Source organism: Klebsiella quasivariicola (genome assembly GCF_002269255.1).
Lineage (GTDB): Bacteria > Pseudomonadota > Gammaproteobacteria > Enterobacterales > Enterobacteriaceae > Klebsiella > Klebsiella quasivariicola.
On sequence record NZ_CP022823.1, the window covers coordinates 404,265 to 421,131 of the forward strand.

Below are 16,867 nucleotides of genomic sequence, written 5' to 3' on the forward strand. Positions count from 1 at the left end.
TTATGCATATTTTGTGATTAGATTATCATAATCACATCTGCATAACGAAGAGGGATGGGCAAGACATGGCAACTGAACAACCGGCAATCACCCGCGCCACATTCGATGAAGTTATTTTGCCAATTTATGCACCGGCAGAATTCATCCCTGTGAAGGGGAAAGGCAGCCGCGTCTGGGATCAGCAGGGCAAAGAGTATGTCGATTTCGCCGGTGGCATCGCGGTGACGGCCCTCGGCCATTGCCACCCGGCGCTGGTGGCGGCGCTGCACGAGCAGGGCGAAACGCTCTGGCACACCAGCAACGTCTTTACCAATGAGCCTGCGCTGCGCCTGGGGCGTAAGCTTGTCGATGCCACCTTCGCCGAGCGCGTAGTGTTTATGAATTCCGGCACCGAAGCCAATGAAACGGCTTTCAAGCTGGCGCGTCACTATGCGGTAACCCGCCATAGCCCGTATAAAACCAAAATTATTGCCTTCCATAATGCCTTCCATGGCCGCTCCCTGTTTACCGTTTCCGTCGGCGGGCAGCCGAAGTACTCCGATGGTTTTGGCCCGAAACCGGCGGATATTGTCCATGTTCCCTTCAACGATCTGCAGGCGGTAAAAGCGGTGATGGATGACCACACCTGTGCGGTGGTGGTGGAGCCGATTCAGGGCGAGGGGGGGGTGACCGCGGCCACGCCGGCCTTCCTGCAGGGATTGCGTGAGCTGTGCGATCAGCACCAGGCGCTGCTCGTCTTTGATGAAGTGCAGTGCGGTATGGGGCGTACCGGATCGCTGTTCGCCTATATGCACTATGGCGTAACCCCGGATATCCTGACCAGCGCCAAAGCGCTCGGCGGCGGCTTCCCGGTCAGCGCCATGCTGACCACCCACGAGATCGCCAGCGCCTTCCATGCGGGCTCCCATGGTTCAACCTACGGCGGCAACCCGCTGGCCTGCGCGGTCGCCAACGCGGCCTTCGATCTGATTAATACCCCAGCAGTGCTGGATGGCGTGAACGCGAAACGCGATCTGTTCGTCAAACACCTGCAGCAGCTGGATGCCGAGTTTGATCTGTTCAGTGATATTCGCGGAATGGGGCTGCTGATTGGCGCCGAACTCAAGCCGCAGCACAAAGGTCGCGCGCGTGATTTCCTGTATGCCGCTGCCGATGCCGGCGTCATGGTGCTCAACGCCGGGCCGGACGTGATGCGGTTTGTTCCCTCGCTGATCATCGACGAGCAGGATATTGCCGAAGGGATGGCGCGCTTTGCCCAGGCCGTGGCAAAGGTGATTAACGGCTGATCTTACGCAGCCAGATGCCGTGATGCGGCCGCTGACGCCATGCCACTGACGAAATGGTATGCATGGTGTTCAGATGGCCCAGAATGCGTTGCAGATGCTGCTCCAGAGTGCTTAACGGACCGACTGGCACCTCGCTTTCCGGCGACTCCATAATATTGGCATCCCCTGCGCTGCCGGGGCCATCGCTGTCCAGCCGCTGCTGACAGCGCTGCAGGGCAATCTCACAGGATTCGAGATAGCGCTGAGCAAGATCCGGGGTGAGCATCGTATGCTCCCGGGCCAGGGTGGTTATGGCGTTGATGTGTTCGACGATAAACTGGCTGTGCGTTACCCACAGCTTCATATCTTCCAGATAGTGGGTATTAAACCCGGGTTCCTGCATCGCCTGATTCAGGGAGTTATAGAGCGCGTTATGCGCCTGGTTGACGCGCATGCGTTGATAGGCCAGCGCGGGCGCTTTCGGGTCGGGGCTGAGGATCAGGCGAATCGCCTGCTGGTCGGCCTCCAGCGCATCGTGGGCGTTTTTTTTCAGCAGGCCGCTCTGCCACTGCGGCCACAGCCAGACCATCCCGCCGAAGGCGATCAGGCAGCCGATAATCGTGTCAATCAGTCGGGCGATAATAAACTGTTCCCCGTTGAGCGTCAGCAGTTGCAGGGTATACACCGCCGTCACCGTAAAGCCTACCATCGCCCAGCCATAATGTTTGCGGATGATCAGATAGCTAAGTAGGGTGATCAGCAGCATCCCGCTCAGGGTATAGCTCTCCGGAACGTGAAAGTGCAACGTCAGTCCGGCGATGATCAGGCCGGCGAGCGTTCCCGCCGCCCGGTGGACAATTCGCACCCGCGTGGCGCCATAGCCGTTCTGGGTGACGAAGAGTACGGTCATCAGGATCCAGTAGGGCTTCGGCAAATGCAGGGCGTTACCCATCAGGCTGGCGATGCTCAGCATCACGCTGATGCGGGCGGCATTGCGCAGTGCGGGTGATTTCAGCGACAGATAGTTCTTTAGCGCGGGAAACAGCGGTAAACGACGCTCTTTGTCGGCCATCAGATCCCGGGCATACAGGGGGCGCTGGGTATGCAGCACCCGGGCGATGCGGCTGAAGTGCCAGGCGCAGAAGTGGCCGACCGGGTTATCCGGATGTTGCCTGGCGATCTTTTCCAGAGCCTCGATCTGTTTATCCATTTGAAAGCGCTGCGGGAAGCGATGATAGAGCATGTCATCCGCCAGCACCCGCAGGCGGGCGGCGACGGTTTGCGCATTCCAGCGGATCACCGCTTCGGCATGGCTGCGTTCCACCAGCTTTTGCACCTCTTCCGGCTGATGCAGGCTAACCGAAATATGCTCCTGCAGATCCAGCCCCATCTGGAACGCCCGCAGCAGGCGCTTGTGGTCGTTACGCTGGTTGGCGGCCAACATATGCATCTGCTGATAGCACTGGGTGATCAAATCGACCACCTTCTGCTGACGGGTGAGCAGCGGCGGCAGGGAGGTCGTCGGATCGGTATGCTGGGTCAACAGACTGTATTTGGCTTCACAATAGTCGGCCAGCTCCCGGTAAAGCAGGCTGAGCGACTCCCGCAGCGGCTGTTCGCGCCACAGCCAAAACCAGAACCAGTTAAACACGCCGTACCACAGCGTACCGAAGGCGTAGATTAGCAGCGGCTCCCAGATGGGCATATTGCCCGCCAGGCTCAGGGTAAAGATGGCGGCGATCAGCGATGCGGGCAGCAGACGCGCATGCAGCGAACTGATTTCCGCAGTGACGCCAAGCAAAAGCGCCAGACCGCTAAGGATAAGCGGCAGGGGAATCGCCTGGGCGAGCAGCAACTGTACCACCAGGCTGCATCCGGCAAACAGGCAGCCGCCGATAATCAGGCGTTTGAAAAAGCGCTTATGCGGGGTATCAAGACCGGCAATATTGCAGCAGGCGGGGACTAAGGAAAACAGCAGTCCCTGCTGGAGATGGCCGAGCAGAAGACCGATGGCCACAGGCAGACACAGCACCAGCGTTTGCCGCAGTGCATAGTTGACTTCCGGGTGGTAAATCAGCCTGCGCCACATGAGGGAAAAACAAAAACGGCGTACTGCAGGAGCAATACGCCGCTTAGCAACTTAACGGGTGCCGTAGACGACGATGGTTTTACCGTGGGCGGAAATCAGGTTCTGATCTTCCAGCATTTTCAAAATACGGCCAACCGTTTCACGAGAGCAGCCGACGATCTGACCAATTTCCTGACGGGTAATTTTAATTTGCATACCGTCCGGGTGGGTCATGGCATCCGGTTGCTTCGCCAGGTTCAGCAGCGTCTGGGCGATACGGCCCGTCACGTCGAGGAAGGCGAGGTTGCCCACTTTCTCAGACGTGACCTGCAGACGGCGAGCCATTTGCGAAGAGAGACGCATCAGAATGTCCGGGTTAACCTGGATCAGCTGACGGAATTTCTTATAAGAGATTTCGGCCACTTCACATGCGGTTTTCGCCCGTACCCAGGCGCTACGCTCCTGACCCTCTTCAAACAGGCCTAATTCACCGATGAAATCGCCCTGGTTGAGGTAGGAGAGGATCATCTCTTTACCTTCTTCATCCTTGATGAGTACAGCCACGGAGCCTTTAACGATGTAGTACAGCGTTTCTGCTTTCTCACCCTGGTGGATCAGCGTGCTTTTTGATGGGTACTTATGAATGTGGCAATGAGACAAGAACCATTCAAGGGTAGGGTCTGTTTGCGGTTTGCCAAGCACCATGCGCGGTTATCCTCTGTTATAAGCTATCTCCGGGCGCCGACACTACACGGCGTCCGGGCATGCAATCGTATTGTTTCCCTATACCTGGGAAGCTGGCTGATGATTTTTCGACAGCCCGTAATGTGAACTCCTCTGCATACATGCAGTACATCAATGTAATACTGTAGCATCCAGACTGTTTTAGCATAGCTTTCGCCGCATGTCTCCTGGTGTCTCGCTTCAGCATGACGCAGGTCGCCTTCCGTTGCGAGAATTGTTATGTGCGCGTAATCTGACAGGAATATTGCGATACTGGAGTTAAATTTTATGCAAGCGCGTGTGAAATGGGTAGAAGGGTTAACCTTTATCGGGGAGTCCGCATCGGGACACCAGATTCTGATGGATGGCAACTCCGGGGATAAGGCTCCCAGCCCGATGGAGATGGTGCTAATGGCGGCGGGCGGTTGCAGCGCGATCGATGTGGTCTCCATATTGCAAAAAGGTCGCCACGACGTGACCAACTGCGAAGTGAAGCTGACCTCTGAGCGCCGCGAAGAGGCGCCGCGTCTGTTCACGCATATTAATCTGCACTTTATCGTGACCGGTAAGGCGCTGAAAGATGCCGCCGTCTCCCGGGCAGTGGATCTGTCGGCAGAGAAATACTGCTCGGTGGCGCTGATGCTGGAAAAAGCGGTGAAGATCACCCACTCCTATGAAGTGATCGAGGCATAGTCTTTGCCTGCTGTTGTATCAAATCTCAACCCCGGCCTGACCGGGGTTTTTTCGGTTAGCCGATCTTACGACCTTCCATCAGGCGCTCGACCAGCGGCGTCATGATAAGCTCCATCGCCAGCCCCATTTTACCGCCCGGCACCACCAGGGTGTTCATGTGCGAGATAAACGACCCCTGCAGCATCGCCAGCAGCCACGGGAAGTCGATATTCTGCAGATTGCGGAAATGGATCACCACAAAGCTCTCGTCCAGCGAGGGGATCGCTTTGGCGGCAAACGGGTTGGAGGTATCCACCGTCGGCACGCGCTGAAAGTTGATATGGGTACGGGAAAATTGCGGCGTAATGAAGTTGATGTAGTCTTCCATCGAGCGGACGACCGAGTCCATCACCGCCTCGCGGGAGTGGCCGCGCTCGCTGGTGTCGCGAATTAGCTTTTGGATCCACTCGAGGTTAACGATAGGCACCACGCCGACCAGCAGGTCGACCTGGCTGGCCACATCATGTTGCGGTGTGACAACCCCGCCGTGCAGCCCCTCATAGAACAGCACATCCGTCGGCTCTGGCAGCGGCTGCCAGGGAGTGAAGGTCCCCGGCACCTGATTCCACGGTACGGCTTCGTCATAGGTGTGCAGGTATTTCCGCGACTGGCCTTTTCCGTGGCGGCCATAGTCGACAAAGGTCTGCTCCAGCAGGCCGAAGTCGTTCGCCTCGGGGCCAAAGTAGCTGATATGTTTGCCCTGATCCCGCGCCTTGCGGATCGCCATGTCCATTTCCGGGCGGGTGTAGCGATGAAAGCTGTCGCCTTCCACCTCCGCGGCGTGCAGGTTTAGCTGCGCGAAGATTTTGCGAAAGGCAAGGCTGGTGGTGGTAGTGCCCGCGCCGCTGGAGCCCGTGACGGCGATCACCGGATGTTTGGCAGACATAACAACTCCCTGGTTAAACGATGTAGTGGCGTCGCCTTAGCCGTTAAACAGCGCGCGCGGCATAATATTGACCGTCTCATGCAGTTCCGACCACACAAGGACCGCCTCTCCGCGTTTCAGCTGCTGTTTTACATCGGCGACTTTATCGGCAAGTGAACGTTCATGTTCACCATAATCGGTGCCTTCACGTAACACAAAGCTTTCAATCAGGTTATCCAGCGTTTCGGGATCCAGATCCTGCCAGGGAATAATCATATGGGGACCTCCAGCCAACGGTTTAACCAGTCCGGGATGCGTCTTTCCAGCCACATCTCCGGCTTACGCAGGGTGCCGCCGACGAAACCAACGTGACCGCCTTGCTCAGTTAACTGATACTCAACGTTCGCCGGCAGTTGCTCCTGCGGCGGTATGGAGTGGTGGTCCATAAACGGATCGTCTTTCGCGTGAATGATTAGCGTCGGCTTAGTGATATCGCTGAGCCGCGGCATGGCGCTGCATTGTCGGTAATAATCCAGCGCATCGGCGAAGCCATGGATTTTCGCGGTGATCATATCGTCAAATTCCCGGATGCGGCGCATCCCTTTGAGTTGACGTAAATCGACGGGCAGTGAGCCCGGATACGCTTTCAGCTTGCGTGAGGCGTTGGCTTTTAACAGGTTGAGCAAATAGCGCTGATAAACCCGCGAGAAGCCCTTATCCATATGATAGCTGCAGGCTTCCAGCATAAAAGGCGCGGAGACGATCACCGCGGCATCCAGCGGGCAGCGGTCGCCTTCTTCTGCCAGCAGGCAGCCCAGCATATTGCCGCCCAGTGAATAGCCGACGGCCGCGGTCGGCGCGGGGCCAAACTCGCGCTGTAGCCAGTGCAGAAACCAGGTGCCATCTTCCGTTTCACCGGAGTGATAGATGCGGTGATTGCGGTTAGGTTCGCCGCTGCAGCCGCGAAAATGCATGACTACGCCCAGCCAGCCGCGCTGCATCGCCGCGTGGATCAGACCATGGGCGTACGGGCTGTGCAGACTGCCTTCCAGACCATGAAACACGACCAGGCGCGGCTTATGTTGCGCCTGGTGCGGGTCTTCGCTCCAGGCCAGATCGACAAAATCGCCGTCCGGCAGCTCAAGGCGCTGCCAGTGCGGAGTGAAGCGCAATTTACGGCGGATCAGCCGCGGCAGCATGGTTTGCAGATGACGATTGCCCACGCCGCGCATCGGATGGAACTCACGCGAATCGTTTTCGGGGGGCGTCATATCTGTGGGGATGATTTCAACCATAGCACCAGAACAATTAATAAACGTGATGATGACTATACCGCGCAGGGCGCGCACAGGTTAGCCAATATGTGGTCTTGTGGCCAGTGACGCCAGGTACAGCAAAGACAACCTATTGATGTCACTGATGGCCAGGCCATGGAGAGGGCAGAAACCCACCCTGCCAGCGGCAGCGTACGCGCAGGCAGGATGAGGAAGTAAATATTAGCCTTCCTGAAGCATCTGTTCCAGCTGCTCCTGAGCCTCCAGCCAGGCCATTTCGCACTCCTCCAGCCCGGACTTCGCGCTGGCCTGCTGCTGCAGGCATTCGGTCAGCTCGGCTTTACGTGAGGCGTCATAAAGCTCACTGTCGCCAAGCTTTTCTTCCGCACTGGCCAACTGTGCGTTGAGCTTGTCCATCTCTTTTTCCAGGCGGGCGATCTCTTTGCGCAGCGGTTGGGTCTGGCTGCGCAGCTCCGCTTCCCGCCGCTTCTGGTCCTTGCGCGCCTGGGCGCTGTTGCCGCTCTCTTTTGGCGCCTCGCCGCTCTGGGACTCCTGTTTTTGCGAGTCGCTGAGCCACTGCTGATAATCTTCCAGATCGCCGTCAAACGGCTCGACTTTACCATCGTGGACGAGGTACAGATCGTCGGTGGTGGAGCGGATCAAGTGGCGATCGTGCGACACGACCACCAGCGCCCCTTCAAAGTCGATCAGCGCTTCGGTTAAGGCCTGACGCATATCGAGGTCAAGGTGGTTGGTCGGTTCATCGAGCAGCAGCAGGTTAGGGCGCTGCCAGACGATCAGGGCCAGCACCAGGCGCGCTTTTTCGCCACCGGAGAAGCGGCGGGTCTCTTCGCTGACCTTATCCCCCTGGAAGCCAAAGCCGCCCAGATAATCGCGCAGCTTCTGCTCCAGCTCCTGCGGCGCCAGGCGCGCCAGGTGCTGCAGCGGCGACTCATCGGCGCGCAGGAACTCCAGCTGATGCTGGGCAAAGTAGCCGAGCTTGATGCCTTTCGCGAGGCCGATCTCGCCGCTTACGGGCTGGAGTTCGCCTGCCAGCAGCTTAATCAGCGTCGACTTCCCGGCGCCGTTGCGGCCCAGCAGGCCAATACGCGATCCCGGCACCAGGTTGAGCTTGATGGAGTCGAGAATAATACGCTCGCCGTAGCCAGCGCTGACTTTCTCCATCTTCAGCAGCGGGTTAGGCAGGCTCTCCGGCTGGCGGAAGCTGAAGTGGAACGGGTTATCCACGTGCGCCGGGGCGATAAGCTCCATTCGCTCCAGCATTTTGATACGGCTTTGCGCCTGCTTGGCCTTGGTGGCCTTAGCGCGGAAGCGATCGATATAGCTTTGCAGATGCGCGACGCGCTGCTGCTGGCTTTCGTACATCGCCTGCTGCTGAGCGAGCCGGGTGGCGCGCTGCACTTCGAACGAGCTGTAGTTGCCGGTGTACTCAAACATCGTCTGCTGTTCGATATGGATAATTTTGTCGACGATAGGATCGAGAAAATCGCGATCATGGGAGATCAGGATCAGTGTTCCCGTGTAGCCTTTCAGCCACTTCTCCAGCCAGATCACCGCATCAAGGTCGAGGTGGTTAGTCGGTTCGTCGAGCAGTAGCAGGTCGGAGCGGCAGATCAGCGCCTGGGCGAGGTTAAGGCGCATACGCCAGCCGCCGGAAAAATCGCTGACCGGCCGCTCAAGCTGTTCATTGCTGAACCCCAGACCGTGCAGCAGGCTGGCGGCGCGGGAACGGATGGTCCAGGCGTCGATGGCGTCCAGCTTACCGTGGACGGTGGCGATAGCATGGCCATCGTTGCGTTCGTTAGCCAGCTGGAGCGCGGCCTCCAGCTGGCGGTATTCCCGATCGCCGTCAATGACATAATCGATGGCCGGCTGCGGTAGCGCCGGGGTTTCCTGATTCACCCAGGCCAGCTGCCAGTTGCCGGGAAAGGTCATACTGCCGCCGTCAGCGCTTATCTCGTTTTTCAAAAGCGATAGCAGCGTCGATTTCCCGCAGCCGTTTTTACCCACCAGACCGACCTTTTGGCCAGGATTGATGGTAGCGGTGGCGTTGTCCAGCAGGACGCGTACGCCGCGACGAATTTGTAACGAGGAGAAAACAATCATAAGGCGCCGTATGTTCAGACTATGTTAATTTGTCATTATGATAATGTAGTGTGGAAGCGAATCGCTTCACCGGGCCGCCATGGTAGCCCAAAACGAAGACGATACACAAAGTCATTCTGGCTGTGTCAAAACGCCGGGGCTGTGCAGGCCGCCAGAAGACCTACGGGAGGGGAATGATGTCTCAGACAGCGAAAGTGTTGCTGCTGTATGCCCACCCAGAATCTCAGGATTCCGTGGCCAACCGGGTCTTATTAGAGCCGGCCTTACAGTTGCCGAACGTCACCGTGCACGATCTCTACGCGCACTATCCGGATTTTTTTATCGATATCGCTCATGAACAGGACCTGCTGCGCCAGCATGAGGTGATCGTTTTCCAGCATCCTTTATACACCTGGAGCTGTCCGGCACTGCTCAAGGAGTGGCTGGATCGTGTATTAAGCCGCGGCTTCGCCAGCGGCGCTGGGGGGAACCAACTGGCGGGAAAGTACTGGCGTAGTGTGATCACCACCGGTGAGCCTGAGAGCGCCTACCGTCGCGATGCCAATCGCTATCCAATGAATGATATTTTACGTCCTTTTGAACTGACTGCCGGTATGTGTCGTATGCACTGGATGAGCCCTATTATCGTCTACTGGGCACGGCGACAACAGCCAGAGGAGTTGCGCAGCCGCGCCCGGGCCTACCGGGACTGGCTGGCCAATCCTGTTGCCGCCGGAGGTGTCCATGGCGGGATCTGATTTGCTGCTGGCTGGGGTGCTGTTTTTGTTCGCGGCTGTCATCGCCGTTCCTCTGGCGTCAAGACTGGGGATTGGCGCAGTGCTGGGCTATCTGTTGGCCGGGATTGCCATTGGCCCATGGGGGCTCGGGTTTATCAGCGATGTGGATGAAATTCTCCATTTCTCTGAGCTTGGCGTGGTGTTTCTGATGTTTATCATCGGCCTCGAGCTGAATCCGGCCAAGCTATGGCGACTGCGAAGCTCTATCTTCGGCGTTGGTGCGGCACAGGTGATGCTCAGCGCCGCGATCCTCGGTGGCCTGCTGATGACGACCGGGTTTTCATGGCAGGCGGCCGTGGTTGGCGGGATCGGCCTGGCGATGTCTTCCACCGCGATGGCGCTGCAGCTGATGCGCGAGAAGGGAATGAGCCGCAGCGAATCGGGGCAGTTAGGCTTTTCGGTGCTGCTGTTTCAGGATCTGGCGGTGATCCCGGCGCTGGCGCTGGTGCCCCTGCTGGCCGGTTCAGCGGACGAGCATGTGAACTGGCTGACGGTCGGCATGAAGGTTCTGGCGTTTGCCGGGATGCTGATTGGCGGACGCTATCTGCTACGGCCGGTGTTCCGCTTTATCGCCAGCTCGGGGGTCAGGGAAGTATTCACTGCCGCCACGCTGCTGTTAGTCCTCGGCTCTGCTCTGTTTATGGAGGCGCTGGGGCTGTCGATGGCGCTGGGCACCTTTATCGCCGGCGTACTGCTGGCGGAAAGTGAATATCGCCACGAACTGGAAATCGCTATCGATCCGTTCAAGGGGCTGCTGCTCGGGTTGTTCTTTATCTCCGTCGGCATGGCGCTGAACCTTGGCGTGCTTTACACCCATCTGCTGTGGGTGGCAGTTAGCGTGGCGGTGCTGGTGGCGGTAAAAATGCTGGTGCTCTATCTGCTGGTTCGTCTCTATGGCCTGCGAAGTTCAGAACGGATGCAGTTTGCGGGCGTATTAAGCCAGGGCGGCGAGTTCGCATTTGTTCTCTTTTCGCTACCCGCGTCTCAACGGTTGTTCCAGCACGATCAGATGGCGCTGCTGCTGGTGTCGGTGACGTTGTCGATGATGACCACGCCGCTGCTGATGAAGGGGATAGATAAGCTATTGTCTCGACGGCTGAATCCAGCGGACGATACGGATGAGGCGCCGTGGGTCGAGGATGACAAGCCGCAGGTGATCATTGTCGGGTTTGGTCGCTTTGGCCAGGTTATTGGTCGTCTGTTGATGGCTAACAAGATGCGAATTACGGTGCTGGAGCGGGACATCAGCGCGGTGAACCTCATGCGTAACTATGGCTATAAAGTCTATTTTGGCGATGCTACCCAACTGGAGCTGCTGCGCTCGGCGGGAGCGGAAGAGGCGCAGTCGATCGTCATCACCTGCAATGAGCCGGAAGACACCATGCGGCTGGTGGAAATGTGTCAACAACACTTTCCACATCTGCATATTCTCGCCCGCGCCCGTGGACGCGTCGAGGCGCATGAGCTGCTGCAGGCCGGTGTGACGCAGTTCTCTCGTGAAACCTTCTCCAGTGCGCTGGAGCTGGGACGGAAAGCGCTTATCACCCTGGGGATGCATCCTCACCAGGCGCAGCGCGCGCAATTGCACTTCCGACGACTCGATATGCGAATGCTGCGTGAGTTAATGCCGGTGCATACTGATACGGTACAGATATCACGCGTGCGGGAGGCCCGACGCGAACTGGAAGAGATTTTTCAGCGTGAAATGCAGAAAGAGAGCCGGCAGCTGGACGGCTGGGACGAGTTTGAATAAAGGTAAATCATATGGCAGTGCGTAAACGTTTTATTGCCGGGGCGAAATGTCCGGCGTGCCAGGCGCAGGATTCGCTGGCGATGTGGCGTGAGAATAATGTCGATGTTGTTGAATGCGTTAAGTGCGGCCATCAGATGCGTGAGGCGGATAAAGAGGCCCGTGAGCATGTACGCAAAGAGGAGCAAGTGATTGGCATTTTTCATCCCGACTAGCGTTATCCGTCGGCTTTTTTTAAGCTAAAGGGTACACGGCTGCAGAATTCCGCTACAATCTGCGCCACTATTCTTCCCATCTCAGGAGATATCATGAAAGTAGCAAAAGACCTGGTGGTCAGCCTGGCCTATCAGGTACGTACAGAAGACGGTGTGTTGGTTGATGAGTCTCCGGTAAGCGCGCCGCTGGATTACCTGCACGGTCACGGCTCCCTGATTTCCGGTCTGGAAAACGCGCTGGATGGCCACGAAGTGGGCGACAAATTTGACGTAGCCGTCGGCGCTAACGACGCTTACGGTCAGTATGACGAAAACCTGGTGCAGCGTGTTCCTAAAGACGTCTTTATGGGCGTTGATGAACTGCAGGTTGGTATGCGCTTCCTGGCGGAAACCGATCAGGGTCCAGTACCAGTAGAAATCACTGAAGTTGAAGACGACCATGTGGTGGTTGATGGCAACCACATGCTGGCAGGCCAGAACCTGAAGTTCAATGTGGAAGTCGTCGCCATTCGCGAAGCAACCGCTGAAGAACTGGAGCACGGTCACGTGCACGGCGCGCATGGCCACGACCACGACCACGATCATGGTCACGATGGTTGCTGCGGTGGTCACGGTCACGACCATGGCCACGAGCACGGTAAAGGCGGCTGCGGCGGCCACGGTGGCTGCGGCTGCCACTAATCTTCGCGCTTTGCACGGAGACGACAAAAAAGCGGGGAAACCCGCTTTTTTTACGCCTTAATAGTGTGGCGGTGGCGTCTCTTCCGCCTGGGAGGCGATATGGGAAGGTTGAGTTGCTTTCAGCTTTTCGATCATCAGACGCATATGTTCGCGCATCTTCGCCATCTCTATCTCGTGGGCGGTCACGGTTTTATTGAGGTCTTCGATGGTGATTTCCTGAAACGCCAGCCGGCTTTCCAGCTCCGCAAGGCGCGTTTCTAATGTGCTATCGTGCATGGGTAACCTCTTTAGTCTGATCCTGCGGGCGGATTCTACTTAAGTTTCTCTTTTCGCGCAGCATCGCTGCGTTGGACAGGAAACTTATTCATACAAAAATAGTCCTAAAAGAGGCGATATTCAGGAACGTCCGTATGTAGATTTTTACGGCAACGTTCTATAGTACTTTTTTTGCTTTTTACGCTAACCCTGGGGTGAGAGGCCCCGGCCCTGGAGAAATGGATGAAATCACTGTTTAAAGTAACGCTGCTGGCGACCACAATGGCCGTCGCCCTGAATGCACCGCTGACCTTTGCTGCAGATACGGCGGCGAAGGCAGCCCCGGCGGCTGAGAGTAAATCGGCATTTAAAAATGACGATCAGAAATCTGCCTATGCGCTGGGCGCGTCCCTGGGGCGTTACATGGAAAACTCTCTGAAAGAACAAGAAAAGCTGGGTATTAAGCTGGATAAAGCTCAGCTTATCGCCGGCGTACAGGACGCGTTTGCCGATAAGAGCAAGCTGTCCGACCAGGAGATCGAACAGACTCTGCAGGCCTTTGAGACCCGCGTGAAGACCGCCGCTCAGCAGAAAATGGAAAAAGACGCGACTGAGAACGAAACCAAAGGTAAAGCGTTCCGTGACAGCTTTGCCAAAGAGAAGGGCGTGAAAACCTCGAAAACTGGCCTGCTGTATAAGGTCGAGAAAGAAGGCACTGGTGATGCGCCGAAAGACAGCGACACCGTCGTGGTTAACTACAAAGGTACTCTGATCGACGGTAAAGAGTTTGATAACTCTTATACCCGCGGCGAACCGCTCTCTTTCCGTCTCGACGGTGTGATCCCGGGCTGGACTGAAGGCCTGAAGAACATCAAGAAAGGCGGCAAAATCAAGCTGGTCATTCCGCCAGATCTGGCGTACGGCAAAACCGGCGTTCCGGGGATCCCGGCCAACTCTACGCTGGTCTTTGACGTAGAGCTGCTGGATATCAAACCGGCGCCGAAGGCAGACGCTCAGCCGGAAGCCGCTGGCGAAGCGAAAGCCGCAGATGCGAAAGCTGACGCTAAGAAGTAATCGGGTTCAGGCCGCCGTCTCGTCAGAGGCGGCGGCTTTTTTATTGAGCGCAGATATAATTAAAACTGGAAAGATCCTCAGGCGCTGTATTACTTTAGATAGCTTAATAATGATGATGAGCCTGCCCTGACAATAACGACAGGCTCCTGAAAAGGAGTGCTTTTTTTCATGTCCAGGTCGCTTTTAACCAATGAAACCAGCGAGCTTGACCTGCTGGATCAACGTCCCTTTGACCAGACCGATTTCGATATTCTCAAATCTTATGAAGCGGTGGTGGACGGGTTGGCGATGCTCATCGGTTCGCACTGTGAAATCGTGCTGCATTCTTTGCAGGATCTGAAATGCTCTGCCATCCGTATCGCCAATGGTGAACATACCGGCCGCCAAATCGGTTCACCGATTACCGATCTTGCGCTGCGCATGCTGCACGATATGACGGGCGCCGATAGCAGCGTTTCCAAATGCTATTTTACCCGCGCCAAAAGCGGTGTACTGATGAAATCGGTGACGATTGCCATCCGCAACCGCGATCACCGGGTGATTGGTCTGCTGTGCATCAACATGAATCTGGATGTCCCGTTTTCCCAGATTATGAGCACCTTTATTCCGCCAGAAACGCCTGAAGTTAACTCGCCGGTGAACTTTGCTTCCTCGGTTGATGATTTGGTCGCCCAGACGCTTGAATTTACCATTGAAGAGGTGAATGCCGATCGTAGCGTGTCTAACAATGCGAAAAACCGCCAAATCGTGCTGAATCTCTACGAGAAAGGGATCTTCGATATTAAAGACGCTATTAACCAGGTAGCCGATCGTCTGAACATCTCCAAGCACACCGTCTACCTCTATATTCGTCAGTTCAAGAGCGGCGATTTCCAGGGGCTGGATAAGTAATGCGTTTTGCCCTCACGGTGACCGGTCCTGCCTATGGGACGCAGCAGGCAAGCAGCGCCTGGCAGTTTGCCCAGGCCGTGCTGCAGGAAGGTCATGAACTGGCGTGCGTTTTTTTCTATCGCGAAGGCGTGCTTAACGCTAACCAGCTGACGGCGCCTGCCAGCGATGAGTTCGATCTGGTGCGTGGGTGGCAATCCCTCCACAATGAGCACGGCGTCGCGCTGCATATTTGCGTGGCGGCGGCTCTGCGCCGTGGCGTAACCGACGAACGTGAAGCGCAACAGCTCGCGTTGCCTGGCCACAACCTACAGCCGGGTTTTATGCTTAGCGGACTCGGTGCGCTGGCAGAGGCGGCGCTAACTTGCGATCGGATGGTACAGTTCTGATGAAACGTGTGGCTTTTGTTTTTTCCTCCGCGCCGCACGGCAGTGCCGCCGGCAGAGAAGGCCTGGATGCCTTATTAGCCACCTCCGCCCTTACTGACGAGATTGGCGTTTTTTTCGTGGGTGACGGCGTGTTTCAGCTATTGCCCGAACAGCAGCCTGGCGTGGTACTGGCCCGCGACTACATCGCCACCTTTAAATTGCTGTCGCTATACGATATCGATCAGTGTTGGCTGTGCGTCGACTCCGCGCGAGAGCGCGGTCTGGACCCCGCGACCCCGTGGGTGGTGGATGTCGAATGCCTGGCATCGGATGCCCTGCGCGCCCGTCTGCATGAATTTGATGTGATTTTGCGTTTCTGAGGCCCCCATGCTCCATACGCTCAGTATTTCTCCCTGGCATGCCGACATCGCAGCAATGCTTCGTTTGATGGAGCACGGTGACGATCTGTTACTGCTGTCTGATGGCGTCACGGCGGCCATCGCCGGTGGCCGCTTCCTTGAGATCCTGCAATCCGCCCCCATAACCCTTTACGTGCTGCAAGACGACGTTGACGCCCGCGGGCTCGCTGGTCAAATTGCGGACAGTGTCGGCAGGGTTAGCTATACTGATTTCGTCAGACTCACGGTCAAACATGCCGGTCAGTTGGCCTGGTGATGGCGGGATCGTTGTATATTTCTTGACACCTTTTCGGCACCGCCCTAAAATTCTGCGTCCTCATAATATATGAGGCGATTTATTACGTGTTTACGAAGCAAAAGCTAAAACCAGGAGCTATTTAATGGCAACAATTAACCAGCTGGTACGCAAACCACGCGCGCGCAAAGTTGCAAAGAGCAACGTGCCAGCGCTGGAAGCCTGCCCGCAGAAACGTGGCGTATGTACTCGCGTATATACCACCACTCCTAAGAAACCGAACTCCGCACTGCGTAAAGTTTGCCGTGTGCGTCTGACTAACGGTTTCGAAGTCACCTCCTACATCGGTGGTGAAGGTCACAACCTGCAGGAGCACTCCGTGATCCTGATCCGTGGCGGTCGTGTTAAAGACCTTCCGGGTGTTCGTTACCACACCGTTCGTGGTGCGCTTGACTGCTCCGGCGTTAAAGACCGTAAGCAGGCTCGCTCCAAGTATGGCGTGAAGCGTCCTAAGGCTTAATGGTTCTCCGTTAAGTAAGGCCAAACTGATTTATCTTAATGTCATACTAAACTCTTAGAGTTTTGGACAATCCTGAATTAACAACGGAGTATTTCCATGCCACGTCGTCGCGTCATTGGTCAGCGTAAAATTCTGCCGGATCCGAAGTTCGGATCAGAACTGCTGGCTAAATTTGTCAACATCCTGATGGTAGATGGTAAAAAATCTACTGCAGAAACTATCGTATACAGCGCGCTGGAGACCCTGGCTCAGCGCTCTGGTAAATCTGAACTGGAAGCCTTCGAAGTTGCGCTCGAAAACGTGCGCCCGACTGTCGAAGTTAAGTCCCGCCGCGTAGGTGGTTCTACTTATCAGGTTCCAGTTGAAGTCCGTCCGGTTCGTCGTAATGCCCTGGCAATGCGTTGGATCGTTGAAGCTGCTCGTAAACGCGGTGATAAATCCATGGCTCTGCGCCTGGCGAACGAACTCACTGATGCTGCAGACAACAAAGGTACTGCAGTTAAGAAACGTGAAGACGTTCACCGTATGGCCGAAGCCAACAAGGCGTTCGCACACTACCGTTGGTAATCCCTTCGGAGTCATAGTCACCAGGCGGGCGCTTCAGATGAGTCGCCCGCTCTGGATAACTTAAC

At 56.5% G+C, this 16,867-nt stretch carries 20 protein-coding genes; 13 read left to right on the forward strand and 7 right to left on the reverse strand.

From position 1 onward, the window contains the following. Positions 1-65 precede the first annotated feature (65 nt). Positions 66-1,286, forward strand: coding sequence for a bifunctional acetylornithine/succinyldiaminopimelate transaminase (gene argD, locus B8P98_RS01920; RefSeq protein ID WP_025711905.1), 1,221 nt, complete (start codon positions 66-68; stop codon positions 1,284-1,286). Here the strand turns inward: argD and B8P98_RS01925 are convergent. Both B8P98_RS01925 and crp read right to left on the reverse strand, forming a co-directional pair. Beyond that, the gene (locus B8P98_RS01925) at positions 1,276-3,354 is read right to left on the reverse strand and encodes a YccS/YhfK family putative transporter (RefSeq protein WP_095032684.1); all 2,079 of its coding nucleotides are present in this window, start codon (positions 3,352-3,354) and stop codon (positions 1,276-1,278) included. The genes argD and B8P98_RS01925 overlap by 11 nt on opposite strands. A 51-nt stretch (positions 3,355-3,405) precedes the next feature. After that, complete coding sequence (gene crp / locus B8P98_RS01930; protein ID WP_000242758.1) at positions 3,406-4,038, reverse strand: cAMP-activated global transcriptional regulator CRP; 633 nt, start codon at positions 4,036-4,038, stop codon at positions 3,406-3,408. A 306-nt stretch (positions 4,039-4,344) separates the two neighbouring features. On the opposite strand from crp, the gene B8P98_RS01940 reads away from it, so the two are divergent. Then, complete coding sequence (locus B8P98_RS01940; RefSeq protein ID WP_023291180.1) at positions 4,345-4,749, forward strand: OsmC family protein; 405 nt, start codon at positions 4,345-4,347, stop codon at positions 4,747-4,749. Positions 4,750-4,804: 55 nt separating this feature from the next. On the opposite strand, the gene B8P98_RS01945 is transcribed toward B8P98_RS01940, so the two are convergent. From B8P98_RS01945 to B8P98_RS01965, 4 genes are all read right to left on the reverse strand, one after another. Then, positions 4,805-5,674 carry a phosphoribulokinase gene (locus B8P98_RS01945; protein WP_025711907.1) on the reverse strand — a complete coding sequence of 290 codons (870 nt, stop codon included), beginning with the start codon at positions 5,672-5,674 and terminating at the stop codon, positions 4,805-4,807. 36 nt (positions 5,675-5,710) lie between these two features. After that, the gene (locus B8P98_RS01950; protein WP_002920151.1) at positions 5,711-5,929 is read right to left on the reverse strand and encodes a YheU family protein; all 219 of its coding nucleotides are present in this window, start codon (positions 5,927-5,929) and stop codon (positions 5,711-5,713) included. Continuing rightward, entirely contained in the window at positions 5,926-6,885 is a 960-nt protein-coding gene (locus B8P98_RS01955) for a hydrolase (protein WP_230362605.1), read from the reverse strand. The genes B8P98_RS01950 and B8P98_RS01955 overlap by 4 nt, the downstream gene beginning before the upstream one ends. Positions 6,886-7,149: 264 nt before the next feature. Next, entirely contained in the window at positions 7,150-9,054 is a 1,905-nt protein-coding gene (locus tag B8P98_RS01965) for an ABC transporter ATP-binding protein (protein ID WP_080897517.1), read from the reverse strand. Positions 9,055-9,227: 173 nt separating this feature from the next. Here B8P98_RS01965 and kefG point away from each other — a divergent pair, with 173 nt between their 5' ends. The 4 genes from kefG (at position 9,228) to slyD (ending at position 12,476) form a co-directional block, all read left to right on the forward strand. After that, positions 9,228-9,791 carry a glutathione-regulated potassium-efflux system ancillary protein KefG gene (kefG, locus tag B8P98_RS01970; RefSeq protein ID WP_025711911.1) on the forward strand — a complete coding sequence of 188 codons (564 nt, stop codon included), beginning with the start codon at positions 9,228-9,230 and terminating at the stop codon, positions 9,789-9,791. Then, entirely contained in the window at positions 9,778-11,583 is a 1,806-nt protein-coding gene (kefB, locus tag B8P98_RS01975) for a glutathione-regulated potassium-efflux system protein KefB (protein WP_095032685.1), read from the forward strand. Before kefG ends, kefB begins: the two co-directional genes overlap by 14 nt. An 11-nt stretch (positions 11,584-11,594) precedes the next feature. Beyond that, entirely contained in the window at positions 11,595-11,795 is a 201-nt protein-coding gene (locus B8P98_RS01980) for a YheV family putative zinc ribbon protein (protein WP_002920143.1), read from the forward strand. Positions 11,796-11,888: 93 nt separating this feature from the next. After that, complete coding sequence (gene slyD, locus B8P98_RS01985; protein ID WP_025711913.1) at positions 11,889-12,476, forward strand: peptidylprolyl isomerase; 588 nt, start codon at positions 11,889-11,891, stop codon at positions 12,474-12,476. Between the two features lie 57 nt (positions 12,477-12,533). On the opposite strand, the gene B8P98_RS01990 is transcribed toward slyD, so the two are convergent. Then, positions 12,534-12,752 (reverse strand): protein SlyX, encoded by a 219-nt coding sequence (locus tag B8P98_RS01990; protein WP_002920136.1) that lies wholly within the window; start codon positions 12,750-12,752, stop codon positions 12,534-12,536. A 222-nt stretch (positions 12,753-12,974) separates the two neighbouring features. Here B8P98_RS01990 and fkpA point away from each other — a divergent pair, with 222 nt between their 5' ends. From fkpA to rpsG, 7 genes are all read left to right on the forward strand, one after another. After that, positions 12,975-13,805, forward strand: a complete 831-nt coding sequence (gene fkpA, locus B8P98_RS01995; protein WP_025711914.1) for an FKBP-type peptidyl-prolyl cis-trans isomerase — start codon at positions 12,975-12,977, stop codon at positions 13,803-13,805. Between the two features lie 168 nt (positions 13,806-13,973). Beyond that, entirely contained in the window at positions 13,974-14,696 is a 723-nt protein-coding gene (locus B8P98_RS02000; RefSeq protein ID WP_002920130.1) for a helix-turn-helix transcriptional regulator, read from the forward strand. Next, complete coding sequence (gene tusD / locus B8P98_RS02005; RefSeq protein WP_025711915.1) at positions 14,696-15,082, forward strand: sulfurtransferase complex subunit TusD; 387 nt, start codon at positions 14,696-14,698, stop codon at positions 15,080-15,082. The genes B8P98_RS02000 and tusD overlap by 1 nt, the downstream gene beginning before the upstream one ends. Beyond that, positions 15,082-15,441, forward strand: a complete 360-nt coding sequence (gene tusC, locus B8P98_RS02010) for a sulfurtransferase complex subunit TusC (protein WP_025711916.1) — start codon at positions 15,082-15,084, stop codon at positions 15,439-15,441. The genes tusD and tusC overlap by 1 nt, the downstream gene beginning before the upstream one ends. A 7-nt stretch (positions 15,442-15,448) precedes the next feature. Beyond that, positions 15,449-15,736, forward strand: a complete 288-nt coding sequence (tusB, locus tag B8P98_RS02015; protein ID WP_025711917.1) for a sulfurtransferase complex subunit TusB — start codon at positions 15,449-15,451, stop codon at positions 15,734-15,736. Between the two features lie 124 nt (positions 15,737-15,860). After that, entirely contained in the window at positions 15,861-16,235 is a 375-nt protein-coding gene (gene rpsL / locus B8P98_RS02020; RefSeq protein WP_002920115.1) for a 30S ribosomal protein S12, read from the forward strand. A 96-nt stretch (positions 16,236-16,331) separates the two neighbouring features. Then, positions 16,332-16,802, forward strand: a complete 471-nt coding sequence (gene rpsG, locus B8P98_RS02025; RefSeq protein WP_002920113.1) for a 30S ribosomal protein S7 — start codon at positions 16,332-16,334, stop codon at positions 16,800-16,802. The last annotated feature ends 65 nt before the right edge of the window (positions 16,803-16,867 follow it).

Bases quoted from the DNA above. Each gene is read 5' to 3' on its own strand.
- argD (WP_025711905.1), top strand. From the start codon at position 66: ATGGCAACTGAACAACCGGCAATCACCCGCGCCACATTCGATGAAGTT.
- B8P98_RS01945 (WP_025711907.1), bottom strand. From the start codon at position 5,674: ATGTCTGCCAAACATCCGGTGATCGCCGTCACGGGCTCCAGCGGCGCG.
- B8P98_RS01925 (WP_095032684.1), bottom strand. From the start codon at position 3,354: ATGTGGCGCAGGCTGATTTACCACCCGGAAGTCAACTATGCACTGCGG.
- tusC (WP_025711916.1), top strand. From the start codon at position 15,082: ATGAAACGTGTGGCTTTTGTTTTTTCCTCCGCGCCGCACGGCAGTGCC.
- kefB (WP_095032685.1), top strand. From the start codon at position 9,778: ATGGCGGGATCTGATTTGCTGCTGGCTGGGGTGCTGTTTTTGTTCGCG.
- B8P98_RS01940 (WP_023291180.1), top strand. From the start codon at position 4,345: ATGCAAGCGCGTGTGAAATGGGTAGAAGGGTTAACCTTTATCGGGGAG.
- B8P98_RS01990 (WP_002920136.1), bottom strand. From the start codon at position 12,752: ATGCACGATAGCACATTAGAAACGCGCCTTGCGGAGCTGGAAAGCCGG.
- kefG (WP_025711911.1), top strand. From the start codon at position 9,228: ATGATGTCTCAGACAGCGAAAGTGTTGCTGCTGTATGCCCACCCAGAA.
- slyD (WP_025711913.1), top strand. From the start codon at position 11,889: ATGAAAGTAGCAAAAGACCTGGTGGTCAGCCTGGCCTATCAGGTACGT.
- B8P98_RS01980 (WP_002920143.1), top strand. From the start codon at position 11,595: ATGGCAGTGCGTAAACGTTTTATTGCCGGGGCGAAATGTCCGGCGTGC.
- tusB (WP_025711917.1), top strand. From the start codon at position 15,449: ATGCTCCATACGCTCAGTATTTCTCCCTGGCATGCCGACATCGCAGCA.
- tusD (WP_025711915.1), top strand. From the start codon at position 14,696: ATGCGTTTTGCCCTCACGGTGACCGGTCCTGCCTATGGGACGCAGCAG.
- B8P98_RS01965 (WP_080897517.1), bottom strand. From the start codon at position 9,054: ATGATTGTTTTCTCCTCGTTACAAATTCGTCGCGGCGTACGCGTCCTG.
- B8P98_RS01950 (WP_002920151.1), bottom strand. From the start codon at position 5,929: ATGATTATTCCCTGGCAGGATCTGGATCCCGAAACGCTGGATAACCTG.
- fkpA (WP_025711914.1), top strand. From the start codon at position 12,975: ATGAAATCACTGTTTAAAGTAACGCTGCTGGCGACCACAATGGCCGTC.
- B8P98_RS01955 (WP_230362605.1), bottom strand. From the start codon at position 6,885: ATGCGCGGCGTGGGCAATCGTCATCTGCAAACCATGCTGCCGCGGCTG.
- B8P98_RS02000 (WP_002920130.1), top strand. From the start codon at position 13,974: ATGTCCAGGTCGCTTTTAACCAATGAAACCAGCGAGCTTGACCTGCTG.
- rpsL (WP_002920115.1), top strand. From the start codon at position 15,861: ATGGCAACAATTAACCAGCTGGTACGCAAACCACGCGCGCGCAAAGTT.
- rpsG (WP_002920113.1), top strand. From the start codon at position 16,332: ATGCCACGTCGTCGCGTCATTGGTCAGCGTAAAATTCTGCCGGATCCG.
- crp (WP_000242758.1), bottom strand. From the start codon at position 4,038: ATGGTGCTTGGCAAACCGCAAACAGACCCTACCCTTGAATGGTTCTTG.